Consider the following 20,839-nt stretch of genomic DNA (forward strand, 5'->3'; position numbering starts at 1 on the left):
TGTTACTACCGACAGGTTAAGGCTGGGTTGTCATAGCGATCGCCTTTCATCCCAAAAGCGATCGCTCGTAGCCGCGACGATATAGCAATTCTAGCTGACCTCCATACTGCTGAATAAAGGCAAGTTGCCGCCCATACAACCCCCTAAACGTATTGGCAAAAAGGAGGGTAAAGATAGCCACTATCAGCCCAAATGCTGTGGAAATTAAAGCCTCGCTAATTCCGGCTGTGACATCGGCAGTTTGAGTACCTCCTACATCTCCCAATCTCAGAGAGGCAAAAGAGTTAATCAAACCTAAAACTGTCCCCAAAAGACCTAACAGTGGGGCAATGCTGATAATCGTATCAAATACTGTACTAAAACGCTTCAGCAAGGGTAACTCTGCTTGAGCGGCACTTTCTAAAGCCAGCCGAAAGTCCTCTGGGGTGGGCTTTTCTAATTCCAAAGCTGCCAGAAATATCCGCGCCATCGGTAAATCTACATTTTGCTGTAGAATTGCGATCGCTTGGGCCCTGACATCGGCAGACTGTGGATTACCGCGGTACAGCGCCAAAACTTCGCGCACGAAACGATTTTGGCGAATAGTAATCTGCTGCCAAAAAAAAATCCTTTCTAAAATCAATGCCACTGCCAGGATAGAGAATCCCAGAAGCGGCAACATGACCACCCCACCAAGAAAAAATAGACGCAGGACTGACATAAAAATTAGCTAATGGCTGAGTGCTAATCGCTAATTGTTTAAAAGCCATTAGCCATTAGCTAAGATTAGGGATTATTGGGAACGCGCTCGATTTGGGCGTAACCGCTGAAAACTAGCGTTTTCCCTTGTGTTTCCAGCCGATTGATTCGCAGCGTTACACCATCGAGATTAAAGCGATCCAGATCGACCATGTTATCTAAAATCTCAGCGAATACTTTTGTCAAGGTATCAGAAATATCCCTTAACGATTCAGGCACCGCTTCAGATTGAAATTTGGCATCTTTAAAACGAACGCGCCGCCGCCTTTCCGCTGCTAGGGTTGCGGTCATGCTGACTGGAACCATTCCTTTTTCGCCTAAATCTGCTTGGGCAAAAATTTGGACTTGGTTATTGGGTAGCAGCTGTACGTTTACTTCGCTAAAGGATACAGGCTGACCGCCAGATAATTCTGTCAATTCAGGTGTTTCAAGATTTTGTAGCCGCTTTTTTACCAGTTCTGCTTGGAAGGATTGGTTGATATCTGCTTCTGATAGCGTTACTTGGGCAACCGCTTGGGTGGGCTGCTTCAGCAGAATCTTACCGTTCATTACACCGCTGAAGTCAATTGAGACGGCATCTGTCTCAAAAGAAACCTCCTGGGCGCGAAACTCGCGGCGAATTACCAGACCACTGCCATTCATCTTGAAGCTGTCAATACTTCCTTGTAGAAGTTTGCTGGAGGGATAGCAGCGAACAGCAACTTCTACAGACTCACTCTGGGTAAACAAGTGGCGAATCGTCTTGCTGGCTACTGTATTGAGAACGCGCTCTCCCCAATCCGTGCCTGTATTGTTTGTGAAACCAGTAAGGCCGCCTAACATAAAGTTTAACGTCCACGAGAGTGCTTACTCTCTTGTTTGTAACAAAATATTAAGGAATATGCAATCAAGAAAAAAGCGCTAAATGGTTCTAAAGCGCTTATGTATCAAGGTTATCAGCCTTAAAATGTCAAAATATATATAATTTTCTGACTTCTGCGATTAGTTAAATCAATAAGGGCAGGATTTTCTCAATAATGTAGCGATCGCTACGGGCAAACAATGGGAAACTATAGCCATTTATATGCTGAATTCCTCACTCATCACCACCTATAACCGCAAAATTTACCTTGGTGCAGTCTTTTCCGAAAAAGGTAGAGGGCAAAATTTGAGAATCAAGGGCTGGCCGCTTGGCTGTCGCTAATCGCCTCTTTACGTGCGTCAAGTTTAACGCAGGCGCAATGAATTATCCTACCTGCTGAGATTACTGGCACGATTGTTAGTAATCATGCTTTAAATCTTTACCATACTTGCATCCCTACGTCAAGCAAATAAGCTAATTTGCTTCACAGTTTCACCCACTTTTTTTCGTTTCCAGGGTGACCCTGGGAATGCTATAAATGAGGATCTGCCTCATCTATTCTTGTCTTGAGCTTTGTTACTAAAAAGGGTAGGCATAGCCTCCTTAAATTTCGTTCCTAGGCTGACCTGGGAACGAGAAACTTACAATAAAAATATCAAATATATGACCAGAATAATTATTCGCTACTACGATCCTAGCTATCCCTATTTAGAGTCGGCTATAAGGTCGATAAAGGGAGATTTTGAAATCGTTGTATACGATGACGGTAGCCGCGAGTTCCCGGATTTAAACTCAGTTAAAAATCGATGCCAAATTAGAAGATTAGAGCATCGGGGGCCAGCTTCTACTCTCATACAAGCTTTGATTGATGCCAAGAGAGAAAACGTACAACAAGTATTTATTCTAGATGGCGATGATGAGGCGCAAGAGTCTCTGCCGAATTTTCTCAACTCATCATTGCAATTACCTTACACGGCTGTGATCGGGCAATTCCGAGATGAACCTTCTCCAATTTACAAAAGCCAGGGAACTGATTTATTTCAGGAAGCTGTTGCCAATCTAAAATTTTGCCCCCCTTGCTTTAGTTTAAAGCTGGGAAATTGGGCTGAAGAATTGCCCAGCGTTCTTCAAATGGTGCAAACAGAATATCTGGCAACCGGAACTTTATTTTTGGGTTTATTTCTAACTCGTCAAACAGGTATTTCTGTCACCGATAAGGTAATTTATTGGAGACAGCACGAGGCACAAACCTACAGACAACACCACCAGGAAAGACTTTTGGTTGGGCAAAGGATTTGGCAAATTTATAATCAAAGAATTTTGGAGGATTGTAGCCAAACATTGCGGCTTCATCCCAATGATGCTGTTGCTTATTACAATCGAGGTAATGTCCGATCTAGATTGGGCGATCGCCAAGGAGCAATTGAGGATTACACTCAGGCGTTACAGTTTAATTCTAACTTTAGTGAAGCTTACAGCAACCGAGGTGTGGCACGCTTTGATCTAGGAGATTACCAAGGCGCGATCGCAGACTATTCTCAAGCATTGCTACGAACCCCTAACTTTGCCCATGCTTACAATAATCGCGGTAACGCCCGTTTGAGGATGGGCGAACATCTAGCCGCAATTGAGGATTTACACAAAGCGGCTAATTTGTTTCTTGTGCAAGGGGATGTGGAGAATTACAAGCGATCGCATACTCTCCTCGCTGAAGCACATTTTAACCGGGGAATCACTTTCTCTAGACAAGGTAAGCTTAATGAAGCTTTAACTTGTTACCAAAAGGCGCTGGACATTAAACCGGATTTTCCTCCCGCACGCTATCAAGTTCATACTATAAAGAAAGGTTACGAATTTACTACCGATTGGTTCTCCATAAATCTTGATATTTGGCAAAAATATTTAATACATCTTTCTCAGGTTTCTGGATTAAATATCTTAGAAATCGGAAGTTGGGAAGGAAGGTCTACTTGTTGGTTTGTAGACAATCTCTTAATTCAAGATTATAGTAAGATTACTTGTATAGATACCTTCGAGGGAAGTTTAGAACAGAGTCGTTACGATCCTAGTTATTTAAGCTCTATCGAAAGCCGATTTAACTATAACATCAGTCGAACAGACTATCCGGAAAAAGTATGCAAAATAGTAGGCAAGTCTCAAGAAATATTGCGCTCGTTACCGCTAGAATCCTATGATGTTGTTTACATTGATGGTTCCCATCTAGCCAGCGATGTCCTTGAAGATGCCGTTTTAAGTTGGAGACTGTCCAAAGTTGACGGTATTATCATCTTTGATGATTATGATTTTGTCTTTCCCGAAAATAACGTGCAAAATCCCAAGGTTGCTATAGACGCTTTTATTTCATTTTTTGATAGTAAAGTTAAAGTTTTTCATCAATCTCACCAAGTTTTACTACAGAAAATAAGTCATTAGATGAGCAACAAAGTATTTTCCACGATCGATAATCCCATAAAAATAACAATATCCAATAACCAGAATAAATAAAAAATATTCTGTATTTAGTAGCCGTGAAAGTGAGAGCAGCATGAAACTGGTAGCAAAAAGAATAAAATGGTTGCTGGTAATATTGCCTTTTGTGGGAGTTATAAGAATAAAACAAGCGATCGCGCAACCCATTGTCCCAGCTGCTGATGGCACTGGAACCATTGTCAACGTTGATGGCACTCGATTAGACATCAGTGGGGGTAAACTCTCAGGACAAGGAGATAATCTCTTTCACAGCTTTAACCAATTTGATCTAAATTCCGCTCAAACTGCTAACTTTCTCACCAACCAAAACATTCAGAATATTTTAGGGCGGGTTGTGGGAGGAGATGCTTCTAGAATTAATGGTTTAATTCAAGTAATCGGCGGCAATTCCAACCTTTACCTAATGAATCCCGCAGGCATTATATTTGGCAACAACGCCAAATTAAGCGTGCCTGCTTCTTTCACCGCCACCACTGCCACTAGCATCGGCTTCGGTAACAACAATTGGTTTAATGCTATTGGTAACAATAATTATGCAGATTTATCGGGAACTCCCAGCCTTTTTAATCTGAGTGCTACCCAAGCGAGTGCAATAGTCAATGGTGGCGACTTGGCGGTAGGACAAAATCAAAACCTCACCTTACTTAGTGGTGTGGTGGTTAATACTGGGCGACTCGCAGCACCAGGCGGCAATATCACCGTAGCAGCGGTTCCCGGTGGATTAGTGCGGATTGCTCAACCAGGAAATTTACTGAGTATAGAGGTTCCGGCGACTCAAAAAGCGGCAGATTCATCCTTAGCTCAGATGCTGACGGGTGGAGATATTAGTAACGCCACAGGGCTAAAAGTCAACAGCAACGGTCAGGTGGTACTCGCAGGATCTGGCATTGGGATACCCACAGATCCAGGTACAGCGATTGTATCTGGCAATGCAGACGTACAAGGCGACACTGGCGGCAAAGTGCAGGTTTTGGGCGACAAAGTGGGGTTAGTTGGTGCCAATATCAACGCTTCCGGGAACTCAGGCGGCGGAACGGTGCTAATAGGCGGCGACTATCAAGGTAAAGGGACGGTGCCAAACGCCTCTAGAACTTATGTAAGTAAAGACTCTACAATTAATGCCGACAGCAAAATCAATGGCAATGGGGGGCGCGTCATCGTTTGGGCAGACGATGCAACAGAATTTCATGGCAACATCAGCGCCCGTGGCGGCAGCAATTCCGGCGATGGCGGGTTTGTGGAAGTGTCGGGTAAGCAGGGTTTAAGTTTTACAGGGAAGGTGGATACGAGTGCTGATAAAGGTAGTGCAGGAACCTTGCTACTCGATCCAGTGAATATCAGGGTTACAGATCAAAGTGCGGGGCCGGGAGCGCAAGATGCTCAATTAGCAGATGGTCAAATTCTTTTTGGCGACCCTCCGGCTGATTTCATTATCTCGGAAACAGCACTGGAGCAAGCAGTTAACTTTGGCGATGTGATTTTGCAAGCGACTAACAATATCACAATTGATAATCTTACGACTGACGGCGTTCTGGAATTTGGCTTTGGGCAGGCTACATCAATTACTTTTCTTGCCGATGCCGATCTAGATGGTGTGGGTTCGTTTGTAATGAATTCAGCAAACACCATCAATAGTAATGGGGCAAATTTATCAATTACAGGAGCAAGCCTGACTTTAGGAAATATCCAAACAGGTGCGGGGGATCTTCAACTCACCAGTCGCAACGGCGCGATCGCTACTGGCACTCTCGACACCACTTCTTTCTACGGTGGTTTTGGTGGTAGCGTTCTCATTAATGCTACTAACGGCAACATTCTTATAGATGATGTCACAACAGAAGGTGGGGAAATTTCAATCACCAACAACAACGGCGGGATCGAGACTGGCATATTAGATTCCACTACTGGCTTTGAGGACGCTCCTATTACCATTACGGCTACCAACGGCGACATTACTACAGATGACATCCAAGGTGGGCCAATTTCAATCATCAACAACAGCGGCGCGATCACCACAGGCACTCTCGACACTTCTGGTTTTTATGGTAATCCTGGCAATGTTCTCCTCAATGCCACCAGCGGCAACATTACTACAGATGACATTATTACTTCTGGTAGTCCTGGCAATGGTGGAGATGTAATTATTAATGCCACAAACAGCAATATTCTTACAGGCAACATTAATGCTTTTGGTGGAAATGGTGATGGTGGAAACGTAAATATTGATGCCACCAACGGCAACATTCTTACAGGCAACATTACTACCTCTGGCGATAGGGATACCAGTGGTGTAGTGAGCTTAACTGCTACAGGGAATACTGCTACTGGCAATATAGAAACTGGGGCTATCGATACCTCAATAACAGGTTTTGATATCACAGGTGGCGCTGTAACTTTAGATGCGGGAAACAATGTTAGGTTTACAACCATAAACACCCAAGCTACAGATGTAGATGGTGGAGATACTATAGGTGGAGATGTAATCATCACGGCTTCCGGAGTTGTTCAAGGAACCGGACTACTCAACAGCGGTGCTACCATTCAGACTCAAGGATTTAGCCAATTTGCTCCGGACTCAGCTCAAGGCGGATCTGTGGCAATTCAACACAATGGAGGGCGAGATAATTTTAGATTTATCGTCGGTGATGCGACGAATAACGGTACAGCAGGCTCTATTGATACGGGTGGAAGTATTGGGAACGGTCAGATAATTTCTCCGACACAAACCATTCCGAATGTCAATACTTTAATTCCCAATGACAACACCTTTGATGTCGGCGATCCCACCGTCAATGGTATCAGAATCACCTTCATCAACCAAGCACCAACAATAACAGCAAATTCCCTGCTACCAGATGTGCAACAAAATCAGTCAATTACCTTCACATTGGCAGATTTAACTACAGGAGTGAACGATACAAATAATGACTTCACCTCAGTACGTCTGGATGCAATTAATGGGGGAACGCTAACAAGACAAGATGGCACGCCAATTGTCCCTGGCACGGTTTTGTCTGTTAACGACGTTTTAGTTTACACGCCGCCAGCAGGGGTTATTGGTCAGATTAATGCTTTGACGATTAGCGCCAGCGATCGCGTTTCCTTCTCCGCACCGCTACAGCTTTCCATCAATGTTTCTCCGCCACCACCGCCACCAACACCTGTACCAACCCCTGTACCAACACCTGTACCAACCCCTATACCAACTCCTATACCAACTCCTATACCAACACCTGTACCAACTCCTATACCAACACCAAGGCGACTGTCTAGAGATTTATCACCACCCCAGGAACAACCCCTTACCCAACTACAACCGATTATTCAACTTGTCTCTGTTGAAATTGACCCGTTTTTTGCACAAGTTGACCAGGGTTTCACGCTGCAATTTCAGCAATATTTGGGAGCAATTGCCGATACTCAGCTGGCCAGCTTAGACGAGGCGCGGGAAATTACTGCCGAAATTGAGAAATCCACAGGCATTAAACCTGCCCTAGTTTATGTAACTTTTGTACCCCAGGCAGTTGCAACAACGGGGACAGAAAATCCCCGGTCACAGGATAGCGACCAACTGGAAATCTTGATTGTGACAGCCAAGAAACCACCAATTCGCCGGAGGATAGCAGGAGCAACGCGAGGTAAAGTTCTCAAATTCGCCCAAGAATTTCGGGGTGAACTGACCAAACCTATGAGAACGCGAGGCTACCTGAAATCTGGCCAGCAACTCTATCAGTGGCTGATCGCACCTTTGGAAGGAGATTTAAGCGATCGCAAAATAAATAATCTCGTATTTCTCATGGATGCCGGGTTGCGGAGCCTACCTGTCGCCGCCCTCCACGATGGTAAAGGATTTCTGATAGAAAAATACAGCGTCGGCTTGATGCCCAGTCTTAGTCTCACCGATACTCGTTACCGCGACATCAAAAATTCCCAAGTTTTGGCAATGGGTGCTGCCAAATTTACCACGCAAAACCCCTTACCAGCAGTTCCAGCAGAATTATCCATCATCGCTGATACTCTGTGGTCAGGCAAATTTTTCCTGAACGAAGCTTTCACCCTAAATAATCTCAAGGCACAGCGCCAAAAACAACCCTTCGGAATTGTACACTTAGGCACTCACGCAGAATTTAAACCAGGCGCTCCCAGCAACTCCTACATCCAGCTTTGGGACACTCAGCTGCGATTAGACCAGATGCGGCAGCTCGGCTGGAACGATCCCCCAGTAGAATTATTAGTGCTAAGCGCCTGTCGTACAGCTTTGGGAGATGAACAAGCAGAGTTAGGTTTTGCCGGATTAGCAGTGCAAGCTGGAGTGAAATCAGCGCTGGCTTCTTTATGGTACGTGTCAGATGAAGGTACTTTGGGGCTGATGAGTAACTTTTATGAGGAATTGAAAAAAGCCCCGATTAAAGCAGAAGCGCTACGTAGGACTCAGCTGGCAATGCTCAAAGGGCAAGTACGCCTTGAGGGTGGTCAAATCCGCACTTCTAATGGCTACTTCCCCTTGCCAACGTCTCTTGTTTCTAGGGGAGACGAAAACTTTCAGCATCCCTACTACTGGGCAGCTTTTACAATGATTGGCAACCCTTGGTAGGGGCGGGATGGTGTAAATACCAGGCGCTACTCGCGCGATCGCTCTTTCCCCTGGAGGAAGCGATCGCGGTTTGCTAGAATTCTAGCCAATCGAATCTCCGAATTATTTGTCTTGAGTGGTGGCGACACTCGGCGCGGTTGAATCACAGAAGTCCCCAATCCCTAGTCAACATCAAACATACGCTCAGGCGCTGGTAGTTCTACCAAAGGATAGTTGCGCCCAGACTAAAGAGTCAGTATAATCACCCTTGGTACGGATAGCCAAGCAGCCTAAACTCAGCAAGGTGGGAAGTATGATTTTTCCCTATCCCTGGTGACAGCGACCTTGAGGATGATTGGCAACCCCCAGATACAGGTCTGGAAGGGGACATCTCTAAAGCAACTTAATTTTAGTAAATACATATTTTAAAGTTATATCCACTTCCTTTAGGAAATAAATGTCTTCCTAAGTGTATATACCTAAATAAATAAAACTATAGTAACACATCTTATTAAGATTAATATGTTAAAAATATGGTTAGGATACTTTCGCAGGATAGTCTGGAAAACAAGAGAGATAGTATTATCTCTGTGGCAGTTAATTAAAAGTTTACCAGCCATCTACTACCTAATAGTGCCAGAAAGACTCGGTGCAATCTTACCAAATTTCTGGTTTCCTGCTACCCGCAAGCCGTTGGGGTAACAGTTCCAGATTCTGAAACGAGTCGGGTGTTTCTTTGCAGGAATTAGTAAGATGAAAGTCGGTGTTTGCTCAATCAGCTTTTTGCTGAAAGCCAAAAATCAAGTAGGGAAGGAAACAGGAAAAGGGCTAAGATACCTAATTTTGCCTTTAGCGTTGAGCTTTTTGCCTGTAAGCAGCCCTATGGGGATAAAATTAGCGATCGCGCAGCCACAACCGATCGTACCTGATGCGGACACTGGCACCCAAGTCAACACCAATGGCGATCGCTTTGACATCACAGGCGGCAAAGTTTCCAACGATCAAACGAACCTTTTCCACAGCTTTACCCAGTTTGGTCTGGATGCGAACCAAATTGCCAATTTTATATCGCTACCAGGAATTCAAAATATATTAGGTCGCGTCACAGGTGGTAACGCTTCCGTAATTAACGGGATTATACAGGTAACAAATGGCAACGCCAACCTCTTCCTGATGAACCCAGCAGGAATTGTGTTTGGCTCAGGAGCAAGCCTGAATGTCCCAGCCAGCTTTACGGCTACCACTGCCACAGGAATAGGCTTTGGTGACAACTGGTTAAGTGCATATGGTAATAATAACTACGCAGCCCTGAATGGGAATCCCAACGCCTTTGCCTTCACCAACGCTCAGCCTGGTGCGATTGTCAACGCAGGGCAGTTGAGCGTACCACTAGGAAAAGATATAGCCTTACTCGGCGGCACTGTAGTAAACACGGGAAACCTGCAAGCACCAGAGGGTAATATCACCGTGACAGCCGTACCAGGTAAAAACATGGTACGTCTGAGCCAACCAGGGAATGTACTGAGTTTAGAAGTTCAACCGCTTCCCCCATCTGTTCCCATCGCCCCATCCCCCTCGGTAGCACCCTCGCTTCCCCAGTTGTTAACTGGAGGTGGTGGGGTTAATGCCACAGGGCTAACAGTCAATAGCAGTGGTCAAGTGGTGCTAACAGGTTCTAACATTAGCATTCCCACAGAACCAGGAGTAGTGATCGCCTCCGGCAATCTCAATGTTTCCGGACAAACGGGCGGCAAAGTGCAAATTCTAGGCAACCAAGTTGGGCTGGTAGGTGCAAATATAAACGCCTCTGGCACAAATGGCGGTGGAAGCGTGTTAATCGGCGGCGACTATCAAGGTAAAGGTACAGTACCAAACGCCGAACGCACCTATATTGATAGCACTTCTACAATTAATGCCAACAGTCTTCTTAACGGAGATGGTGGGCGTGTCATCGTCTGGGCAGATCAAGCTACAGAGTTTTTTGGCAACATCAGCGCCCGTGGTGGCGATAATTCAGGTAATGGCGGCTTTGTCGAAGTATCAGGCAAGATAAACCTGAATTTCAAAGGCACAGTCGATACCCAAGCACCGAAAGGTACTATGGGAACCTTGCTACTAGATCCAGTAGACATCAAAATCAACAGCGGCAGCGGTGACGGTGCGGCGGACGGAACGAACACATTTGCAGGCGATCCTTCCGGCACTACTGCTCGCATACTCTCTGGCGACCCCGGACCTACAATCATCTACGAGTCAGAACTAGAGGGTATTTCTGGCAGTACCAACATAAGTCTACAAGCCAGTAACAATATTACAATCGAGAAATTAACAGATAACGCTTTGACCTTTGATCCTGGCACAGGAAGGATCTCCTTTACGGCGGGTGGAGCTTTTTCTATGGATCGAGGAGACACCATTGTTGCCGAGGGTAGAACTGTATCAATTTCAGGAGCAACAGGTGTAACCGTTGGAAATATAGATACTTCAGCTAAGAGCCAAGGCAATGCTGGAGGTGTATCTTTGACATCCAGCTCCGGCAACATCATCGCCGGGAATATAATCACAAGCGATCAAGGCCCCGGTAATGCAGGTTCTGTAAATTTAACTGCCAGAAGCAACATTAGCGCAGGCGATATAACAACCGCAGATCAAAGCCAAGGCAATGCTGGTTCAATAACGGTTTTGTCAACTGGCGGCACCATTAACGTCGGCAACTTAGATGCAAGCGAGCAGGGACCGGGTGATTCGGGTGCTGTGAATCTCACCGCCTCTGGAAACATTACACATAAAACTATAGATCAGTCTGAGCAGGGGCCGGGCGATGCGGCAGCTTCGGCTAACGTAAGACCAACAACAGGTACTAATACCAATACAGGCAACACGGGCGGCAACACAGGGAACACAGGCGGCAACCAAAACCCACCGCCTGGTGGGAATACGGGCGGTAATACAGGGAACACGGGCGGTAGCACAGGGAACACAGGCGGCAACCAAAACCCACCGCCTGGTGGGGATACAGGCGGTAATACAGGGAACACGGGCGGTAGCACAGGGAACACAGGCGGCAACCAAAACCCACCGCCTGGTGGGGATACAGGCGGCAATACAGGGAACACGGGCGGTAGCACAGGGAACACAGGCGGCAACCAAAACCCACCGGGGGGGAACCAAAACCCGTCGGGCGGAGGCAGCACAGGTGGTGACACAGGTGGCAGTACAGGTGGCACGGGCAGCACAGGTGGTGACACAGGTGGTAGCACAGGTGGTAGCACAGGTGGCACGGGCAGCACAGGTGGTGACACAGGTGGTAGCACAGGTGGCACGGGCAGCACAGGTGGTGACACAGGTGGTAGCACAGGTGGCAGCACAGGTGGCACGGGCAGCACAGGTGGTGACACAGGTGGTAGCACAGGTGGCACGGGCAGCACAGGTGGTGACACAGGTGGCACGGGCAACACAGGTGGTAGCACAGGTGGCAACACAGGTGGTGGCACGGGTGCCAGCTCAGGCAACACGGATAGCAGCACAGGTGGCACAGGTGGCACGGGCGGCAACCAAGGTAGTGGCAGCACGGGCGGCAACCAAGGTAGTGGCAGCAGTACAGACAGCTCTAATGGCGGCACGGGAAGCACTGGCGGCACTGGTAGTAACAGTGGTAGCGGTACTGGTGGCACGACTACCAACAAACCAAGCTCTGGAGGTAGCAAAACTGACGCTGGCAGCGATCGCGCAAGCTCCGGAGATGGTCAAGCAAGCTCCGGAGATGGTCAAGCAAGCTCCGGAGATGGTCAAACAGATCAGGCAGGCCGCCCTCTCAACTCTTCCCAAGAGGCTAATTCATCACCGAAACAATCGGTACAGGCAAACGTGCCATCAGTTTCAGATAGAAGTGGAGACTCGATTTCTGCGCTTGATGAATCCTATACGCGGCAATTTGAGCAATATTTAGGGCTGGATGCTCAACCTCGAATTACAACACTGGCAGATGCTCAGGCAAATCTACAAAAAATTGAGCAAGCAACTGGAGTTAAACCTGCACTCATCTATATAGCTTTTGTCCCCCAGACGGCTGCACCCAGTGGGACAGCAAACGCTGTCATGGAGCAATCAAACAAACCAGAAACCCAGCAACAGTCTAGTTCCCCAAGCACAGTGACCCAAATTCGGACTGTGCATGATAACGACCAGCTGGAATTAATGGTAGTGACATCAGATGGTGTACCAATTCGCAAGCGGGTTGATGGGACAATGCGATCGCAAGTTCTCAACATTGCCAATAAATTCCGCTCCCAAGTCATTAACCCCCGAAAACAGAACGGCTACCTAGCTCCAGCCCAACAACTCTATAAGTGGCTGATAGCACCCATCGCCGCTGATTTACAACAGCAAGGTATCCAGAATCTGGTCTTCATCCCAGACACAGGCTTACGCTCTATCCCTATGGCTGCTCTCCACGATGGTCAAAAGTTTCTCGTGCAGAACTACAGCGTCGGGATGATGCCCAGTCTCAGCCTCACCGATACCACACACAAAGACATCAAAAACTCTCAAGTCCTGGCAATGGGAATGGCGAAATTCCCCAACCACAGCCCCTTACCAGCAGTACCTCTGGAGTTGGCTAGCATCACACCAAATCTGTGGAAGGGCAAGTCCTTCCTCAACGATACCTTCACCCTAAAAAATCTCAAGTCGCAACGCAGCAGTTCGCAGCCCTTTGCCATCGTCCACTTGGCAACCCATGCCGAATTTGAGTTTGGTCCCCCCAGCAAATCTTACATTCAGCTATGGGACACCAAACTCCGATTAGACCAACTGCGACAAATGGGCTGGAACGATCCGCCTGTGGAGTTATTAGTGCTAAGTGCCTGTCGCACAGCACTAGGCAGCGAACAAGCAGAGATGGGCTTTGCTGGCTTAGCTATTCAGGCAGGCGTAAAGTCGGCACTGGGCAGTCTATGGTACGTCAACGATGCCGGAACACTGGGACTGATGACCAACTTCTACGAACAATTGAAAGAAACCCCCACCAAAGCCCAGGCATTACGAGAGGCGCAGATAGCGATGCTCAATGGGAAAATACGCATTGAGGGCAATCAAATGGTTACTCTCAAGGGAAATATGGTGCTACCTCCAGAACTGTCAAGACAAGGAAGTAAGAGTCTCGCGCATCCCTATTACTGGGCAGCTTTCACCATAATTGGGAATCCCTGGTAATAGAGTTTTGAGTTTTGAGTTTTCAACTAAGAAAATTTCTTGACAAACTCAAAACTCAACATTCAACACTCAATATTGTTTAATGCCCAGTTGCGAATCAGCGCATTCACCTGTTCTGGCACCTCGTCATGGGGACAATGACCCGCCCGCAGAAAATGTTCTGTCAGTTGAGGGTAGAATTTGCGAAACTTCTCTGACCTCTCTTTAGCATTTATCCAAGGGTCTGCTTCTCCCCAGAGCATTAACAACGGACAGCGCAGCTGCTGTAATAAAACATCAACTTTTTCGCCTTGGGAGGTTCTAAATACCGAGGCAAACACTTGCACAGCACCATCGTCACAGGAAGGACGATATATTTCGTCTATCAACTGCTCTGTAATCGCACTCTTGTCGAGATAAACTTTCTCTAGCGTATTGCGAATCACCGAGCGTTGCCGCACGTACTGAAACAGCAAAAAACTTGCCCACGGTTGCTGAAAAATTGATTGGGTTGCCTCACCCAGCACTTTTTGAAAGGGATGAGGTTCGGGGGCAGGATCTTTAACTGTAAACGGGCCAGCACTATTGAGCAATACTAAACCCGCCGCCTGCTCCGGACATTGAGCTGCCACACACAACGCCGCATAGCCGCCTAAAGAGTTCCCTGCCACTAAAGCAGGTTGACCAATGACGCTGGTAATGAAATCATGCAGCTGGTCGCGCCATAAGTCGCTGGTATACTGCCATTCCGGTTTGGCGGAACGTCCGAAGCCTAGCAAGTCAATTGCCCAAACTTCAAAATCTTTACTAAGTCCAGTAATATTCTTGCGCCAGTGGTCTGTGGAGGCACCAAAGCCATGAATCAATAACAGGGGTGGGCGTTCGGGGTGCCGTTGTCCCGCCTTTACATAATAAATGGACTGCCCTCGCCATTGCCAATACGTGCCAGGGATGGGGGCAGTAGAAGCCGCTGGAGTTGCCTGCATCAGAGGAATATTAAGTAATGTTAACTTCTTTATTTTAGCTTGGACGAAGGGTTGGGTGGTTTTGGGCGTCGAGTTAGCAGATTTTGCGAGTGTTGAGTAATATAAAAAAAGCAGCGATCAAATCTTAAAGTTTGCCTTGAATGATCCAACCCAGAAGCGGTAGTCGCAAGCTCGTTCGCAACGCTTACGCACTCTCTTCGCATCGCTGCTGGGGCAGAAAAAAGGAGATTTCAAGTAAAATTGCTTAGTTGTAGATAACTGTAAATAACACAAAAGAGGGGAGAGCAGTGTCTGTCGAAACTGTAGAAAAGCGTTCAACAGTCCGTAAACTCGCGCCTCGTTATCGTGTGTTGCTCCATAATGATGACTTCAACCCAATGGAGTACGTGGTGCAGATATTGATAACGACGGTGCCAAATATCACGCAACCTCAGGCCGTCAGCATTATGATGGAAGCTCACACTAACGGGCTGGCCTTAGTAATTACCTGCGCCCAGGAACACGCGGAGTTTTATTGCGAAACTTTGAAAAATCACGGTCTGACCAGCACAATTGAACCAGACGAGTAGCGCTTAAGAGGCAAGGGTTGTTTAAATTAAACCTCGTCCGTTTAGCCCAGTACCCAGCGCCCGTGCGGCTGGGCTTATTTTTCCTAAGCTTGCTCTCAATCTGGTTGCCTCTAGCATCACCAATTTACATATTTGTCAAGGATAGTAACTTGGTCACTATCCTGACTATGGGGCTGTTGTTCGTCGAGTTTCTGTTGCTACTGAGGTTTTGGGGTCAGAATGTCTATCAGCAATCCCATTTGCTACGAAGCTATGGTTTGCAAGGAACGCGACGAAACGGATTAGAGCTTTTATCTGGGCTTGGTGTTGGTGTCATTATTACCTTCAGTTTGTTTTGGCTGGAGGGGCTGTTGGGTTGGCTGGTTTGGCAAAGTCCCACAGTTGTTTTACCCAGGTTGGTTGTCGAAGGTTTAGCTAGCGCTTTGGGTATTGGTTTGGCAGAGGAATTGGTATTCCGGGGCTGGCTGCTGGATGAACTGGAACGAGATTATCGCCCTCGCGTGGTTCTGTGGGCAGATGTTTTAATATTTGCCTTGCTGCACTTTCTGAAGCCGCCTGCGGAGATTCTGCGGACTTTACCTGGGTTTCCGGGGTTGATATTGTTTGGCTTAACGCTGGTGTGGGCGAAGCGTGGAAGCAAAGGTCGCCTCGGTTTATCGATTGGTCTGCACGCTGGTATGGTTTGGGGATATTACATCATTAATGTAGGGCAAATGGTGCAATATTCTGGTCGGGTTTCTGACTGGATTACTGGTGTTGATAAGAATCCTTTGGCTGGGGCGATGGGGTTGATGTTTTTGGGAGTTTTGGCGTTTTTGATGAGGATGCGATCGCGATCGCCAAAAATCTCGTCTTGAGCGATCGCGCTTTTCTGATAGCAAACATTCCCCGATAATTGTGTATTGTGTAGTTTAACCGCACCCAAGTTGGTAATGCAGTTCCGCCGCTACTTTCATTAAAATTGGTACCGGAAATTTATACCATAATTTATGCACTCAAAGAAGTTAAAAAACCATTTGTGCCGCAGATGTACCAACCAGACACGCTCTTTCCAGATTCACTCCAGTCAAATTAACACCATCTAACTCAGCACAAAGCAGATTTGCTCCTGACAAATTAGCACCAGCGAGATTTGCACCCCTTAAGTCGGCTTCTTCCAAATTTGCATCAGTAAGCAAAGCACCTCGCAAATCTGCTTGACTCAAATCTGCACCTTGGAGATTAGCACCGCTCAAGTTTACGCCTCGCAAGTCAGCACTGCGTAAATCTACACCCTGCAAATTCACGCTCATCAAGTTAGCGCCGCTTAAGAAAGCACCAGCAAAAGACGCTTGGGTTAGCTTAGTCCCCATCAAATTCGCGCCCCGCAGGTTGCTTCCCCGCAAGTCAGCACCAGTTAAGTCAGCTTGCATCAAGTTAGCGCCCAACAGGTTAGCCCGCAAATCTGCCCCCGCTAAAAGACTCTCGATTAAATTAGCGCCATCTAGACGGGCGCGTTCTAAATTTGAGCCACTAAAATTTGTACCGACGAGATTAGCACCAGCGAGATTAATCCCCCGCAAATCGACGCTAGAGAGGTCTTCGTCTTCTAAATCGGCACCTGGTAGTTGCTTGAGTTTGCCTAAGCGAATTGCTTCGATGTCCATTGATTCCTATTTGAAGGATTGAAGGATTGAAGGATGGCTAATTGTTGTTTTAATACTATTAGCCATTAGCTTGATGTATTTTTACCTTTTGCCCTAATTTGCAACGCGGTTGGGTTGTGTAGTTGTACCGCTATACAAGTTAGCATCTAACAGCCACATTGCCGTTGTTACTTTAGTTGGGCTAACTGGTAGAATTAAACCCTGTTGCATACCCATGACTAACAGAGATAGAGTTTCAACAAGTTTGGGATCGAAGCGATCGCCTTGTTTTTGCCTACACCCATCTAAAGCTTTGGACAAATTCTCTTCACTGTCAGGATCAGATTTTCTAGCTTTAGCTAATCGCCACTGAAAATCTGCTACTAACGCTAAAATCCTCGATTCCAAGGGAATTTCATCCCCAGCCAACCCCGCAGGTGTTCCCATGCCATTCCACCATTCAGACTGGTGAGTGACGATTTGAGCTACTGCCCGTAATTGTGGCATGGTTCGCAACGCTTGCGCCCCCGGCACCAAAGGACAAGTCAGGGGACAACTCGGTGCTTCATCGTCGTAAAGCTTCGTCATACTGGGTTCCAAAATACTTTCTGCACTCTGCAAAGGATCGATGCGGTGCAGCAACCCTGCAAGGCGCAGTCGCTTCATCTGCCAAGCAGGTAAGTCTAGGATCTGTCCCATCATTTCGGAGAGCGCCACGACTTCAGCAGCTGCCATTGGGTTAGTGACATCCGCCATATCCATCAGCTGCGCCATCCGCAGAAATGCTTGGACTTCGTTGGAAACCAAGTTGCGATCCAGTGCTTGTTGGCGAGAACCTGTAGGGATGTTTGAATGCTCGCCTGTAGATAATATGTCTTCTTGCCCATCTTGGAGATAATCTATCACGCGAGACACAACCACGCTTAGCTGCTCTGATGAAGCTAAAGATGGATGAATATTGTCTCTTGTGGCGAGTAGTTTTTTCTCAAGTTCTGGATCGTAGGGGGCGATGTGCGCGATCGCTAAATCTACTGTCTCTTTTACTAACTCCGGCTCAAATGTCCATAATCCATAAAATTTGCGCTCTAAGTCTGACGCTGGTTGTCCTGCTGTACCATAATCTTCCGCAGACAGCTCTTGACAAAGCACCATTGCTGTGTAACTAGGCGAAATTATGATCAGGTGCCATTCTTCAGCTACCGGATCGGCTGGATCTAATCCTACTAATGCCACGTTGGGCATCTGGCTGGTGGGGTGTTCTTTAAAACCGGCATCCGCTGCCGCCATGATCACAATCTGACCCGCCTTTTGTGCTATTTCTCCATAGCGATCCGCTTCTTGCAGATACCATTTCCCCCGCTGGAAGGCTGCGATTACTAGAGGTAAACTGTCCTCAGTTAAAATGTGGTCTTCCAGGGCATGGCACAAGGATACTAGGGTGTTTTTGTAGTACACCCCAAATCTTATTGGTCTTTTGCCCGTTTTGTGGGCTGCTTCTAGCTGTTGGAGAATTGAGCCTTCTAACATGGTTTGGACTTTTGTTAAACTAACCGCTTCCGGCGCAGAGTGCGCTAAATATAGACAAAAGAGAGGGAGAGATTTTGAGGTTTTGTGGAGTGGGCAATATGCCTGCCCCAGTATATTTTAGGAGACTGTTGCCAGCTGTTTCGGCTTTGGCTCAATTGGTGCAGCCAAGGCTGATTCTAAGTCTGCACATCCAAGCCTTTGTTCTAAAATCTTCATGACTTCGCGTCCGAAGTCGTTGGGATTTTGTTGCCATGCTTGGAGGCAAACTTCACCGAAGAATGAGCCAAGGGGTTCTGGATTCCAGAGAAGTTTTTTGGCTGTCCACGGCATTATGCTCATGGGGTTATATCCTGGCTTGAGGATATCATTTTTGAAGGCGTATTCTTCTAAATGGGTGTGCGGTTGCAATCCTATAAAGAAGATGGCTGGTTCGACTTTATCTTCACCAAAGATTTTCTCTAGTTCCCGGTGATAGGCAACGGTTTGGCGAATAGTTTCATGAGTTTCGTCAATTACGTTAAATGAGTAATTAACAGATACCAAATCGTTGAATCCAGCTGCTTTTAAGTCGCGGCAGTTTTCTAATACTGTGCGGAGGTTATAGCCCATTCGCATTTTCCGCACGAGTTCCTGAGAACCACTGGTGATGCCGATTTCAAAGTAGTTCATCCCTGTTTTTACCATCAGATCGCATAATTCTGGTGTCAGGTTGTCTGCCCGAATGTAAGCTGCCCAATGTATATCTTTCATCCCGGCATCGATGATTTTTTGCAACAACTCAACGGCATCGTCGATGAATTTCCGGGCTGGGATAAATTGAGCATCGGTAAACCAGAAGTTGCGGATACCTCGGTTATAAAGTTGTTGCATTTCGGCTACAACTTCATTCGCTGGGTTGATGCGTACTTGCTTGCCTTCAATGACGGTGTAAATGCAGTAGCAGCAGTTGTGCGGACAGCCGCGTTTTGTCTGTACGCCAACATAGAAATCTTCGTCTTGCAGGTAATATTGAAATTCAGGCCAGATGGTTTCGATGTAGTCGTAGTTGCAGGCGGTTTTTTCGATGGGAGTGGGGCTTTCGTGGATCATGCGATCGCGTGGCTTTGTCTCTCCCACCACATAACACCGTTCATCCCGGAATTCTTGCCCTCGAAGCATTTTTTCCAGCAACGCCTCGCCTTCACCTACTGAAACTATTGTCCCCGTCGGTAAGCTCTTACTCAGTTGTTCGTAAAACACGCTGACAGCACCGCCACCCACAACAGTTTGAGCGTTTGGGTTGTATTTCTGAGCGCGTTTCAGCCCCCGTTTAATTAATCCCTGGTTGCGCCAAAGTTCGGTGTAGTATGCCGTCGTCACTCGCAAGCCGCCCAATGCTCCCCGTAATCTCACTAAGGGATTTGGGGCATAGTAAAATTCAAAAGCGTTTTGCAGTGGGTTGCCACCTCTGCCTCCTACCGGCGCGTAAATTTGAATATCGCGCCAGGAATAGACTAACAGTGTTGGTTTGAATTCATCCACGCAGGTATCTAGCGCACTGGCGAAATCCAAAGGCGGTACAGTTCCCAAGTCAAATATTCGTTGTTGTACGTTTGGGAACAGTTTGTGTACGTGATCTGCTAAGTACACAACCCCAATTGGAAAGATGGGATTACAGGGTAGGCGGACGTAGAGAATTCGATTTTCCATTATTTTTTCTTTGTATTCAGATTCACGACTATTCAAACTTGGCTAACGGATGCCGTCTAAGAAAGCTTCTCGCTTTCCAAGAAAGTTCTCAAGAATTATTTTGACTAAGACTTGATCGAGATTTGAGCCATTTTTGGTATTTTTGCCTACTACAGCGGCTTAAGAAGCCATTTTTAGCCCAGTATCATCGGCTACAGCAGCACTATTGAGCTATTAAGTTTCTGAAATCTGTTTATATAACTTTACGATAACATTGAGTTCACAAGAGCGTAGCGCTAATTTTTGCTGTGTAGGCGAAAAAGGGGACTTGGGGGACTTGGGGGACTTGGGGGACAAGGAAGACAAGTAAAAAATCCCAAACTGGGATTTGTTGGGTTGAGGTTCCAAGGGCCCAGCCTACAACTTGGGAGAAAAAGCGTCGGTCTCCAATCCCAAGTCTCCCCCTGGGGGATGCCGATTCATGCTTGCGATCGCCAGTTGCAACTTCTAAAAATTGGTTCTACCGAACTTGCTATGTAAAAATGTTAAGAATAGCTAATCAAGATAGAAAATGCAAAATAGGTGTAAGAGGTGAGATTTGTTGCTAAGCTTGAATTCTGGGATTAATT

11 protein-coding genes are annotated in these 20,839 nt (G+C 46.8%); 5 read left to right on the forward strand and 6 right to left on the reverse strand.

What is annotated here, in order from left to right; translation table 11 throughout:
• Positions 1 to 46 precede the first annotated feature (46 nt).
• Complete coding sequence (locus NDI42_RS22720; RefSeq protein ID WP_190454808.1) at positions 47 to 700, reverse strand: MotA/TolQ/ExbB proton channel family protein; 654 nt, start codon at positions 698 to 700, stop codon at positions 47 to 49.
• A 65-nt stretch (positions 701 to 765) separates the two neighbouring features.
• A complete protein-coding gene (locus NDI42_RS22725; protein WP_190454811.1) occupies positions 766 to 1,560 on the reverse strand; it encodes an LmeA family phospholipid-binding protein in 795 nt (264 codons plus the stop codon).
• Positions 1,561 to 2,242: 682 nt separating this feature from the next.
• Here NDI42_RS22725 and NDI42_RS22730 point away from each other — a divergent pair.
• The 3 genes from NDI42_RS22730 (at position 2,243) to NDI42_RS22740 (ending at position 13,856) form a co-directional block, all read left to right on the forward strand.
• Positions 2,243 to 4,012 carry a tetratricopeptide repeat protein gene (locus NDI42_RS22730; RefSeq protein ID WP_190454813.1) on the forward strand — a complete coding sequence of 590 codons (1,770 nt, stop codon included), beginning with the start codon at positions 2,243 to 2,245 and terminating at the stop codon, positions 4,010 to 4,012.
• A gap of 112 nt (positions 4,013 to 4,124) precedes the next feature.
• Positions 4,125 to 8,663 (forward strand): CHAT domain-containing protein, encoded by a 4,539-nt coding sequence (locus tag NDI42_RS22735; protein WP_190454815.1) that lies wholly within the window; start codon positions 4,125 to 4,127, stop codon positions 8,661 to 8,663.
• Positions 8,664 to 9,395: 732 nt separating this feature from the next.
• Positions 9,396 to 13,856 (forward strand): CHAT domain-containing protein, encoded by a 4,461-nt coding sequence (locus NDI42_RS22740; protein ID WP_190454819.1) that lies wholly within the window; start codon positions 9,396 to 9,398, stop codon positions 13,854 to 13,856.
• A gap of 62 nt (positions 13,857 to 13,918) precedes the next feature.
• Here the strand turns inward: NDI42_RS22740 and NDI42_RS22745 are convergent, their stop codons facing one another.
• Positions 13,919 to 14,821 (reverse strand): alpha/beta fold hydrolase, encoded by a 903-nt coding sequence (locus tag NDI42_RS22745; RefSeq protein ID WP_190454823.1) that lies wholly within the window; start codon positions 14,819 to 14,821, stop codon positions 13,919 to 13,921.
• Between the two features lie 287 nt (positions 14,822 to 15,108).
• Here NDI42_RS22745 and clpS point away from each other — a divergent pair, with 287 nt between their 5' ends.
• Positions 15,109 to 15,390, forward strand: coding sequence for an ATP-dependent Clp protease adapter ClpS (clpS, locus tag NDI42_RS22750; protein ID WP_190424767.1), 282 nt, complete (start codon positions 15,109 to 15,111; stop codon positions 15,388 to 15,390).
• Between the two features lie 17 nt (positions 15,391 to 15,407).
• Complete coding sequence (locus NDI42_RS22755; protein ID WP_199311133.1) at positions 15,408 to 16,247, forward strand: CPBP family intramembrane glutamic endopeptidase; 840 nt, start codon at positions 15,408 to 15,410, stop codon at positions 16,245 to 16,247.
• 147 nt (positions 16,248 to 16,394) lie between these two features.
• On the opposite strand, the gene NDI42_RS22760 is transcribed toward NDI42_RS22755, so the two are convergent.
• The 3 genes from NDI42_RS22760 to NDI42_RS22770 all read right to left on the reverse strand — a co-directional run bounded on the left by NDI42_RS22760 (position 16,395) and on the right by NDI42_RS22770 (position 20,231).
• Positions 16,395 to 17,036 carry a pentapeptide repeat-containing protein gene (locus NDI42_RS22760; protein ID WP_190454825.1) on the reverse strand — a complete coding sequence of 214 codons (642 nt, stop codon included), beginning with the start codon at positions 17,034 to 17,036 and terminating at the stop codon, positions 16,395 to 16,397.
• Positions 17,037 to 17,129: 93 nt separating this feature from the next.
• Positions 17,130 to 18,542 (reverse strand): DICT sensory domain-containing protein, encoded by a 1,413-nt coding sequence (locus tag NDI42_RS22765; protein ID WP_190454828.1) that lies wholly within the window; start codon positions 18,540 to 18,542, stop codon positions 17,130 to 17,132.
• A gap of 117 nt (positions 18,543 to 18,659) precedes the next feature.
• Positions 18,660 to 20,231, reverse strand: a complete 1,572-nt coding sequence (locus tag NDI42_RS22770) for a photosystem II high light acclimation radical SAM protein (RefSeq protein WP_190454831.1) — start codon at positions 20,229 to 20,231, stop codon at positions 18,660 to 18,662.
• Positions 20,232 to 20,839: the final 608 nt, after the last annotated feature.

Origin of the sequence: Funiculus sociatus GB2-C1 (genome assembly GCF_039962115.1) — a bacterium.
GTDB lineage: Bacteria > Cyanobacteriota > Cyanobacteriia > Cyanobacteriales > FACHB-T130 > Funiculus > Funiculus sociatus.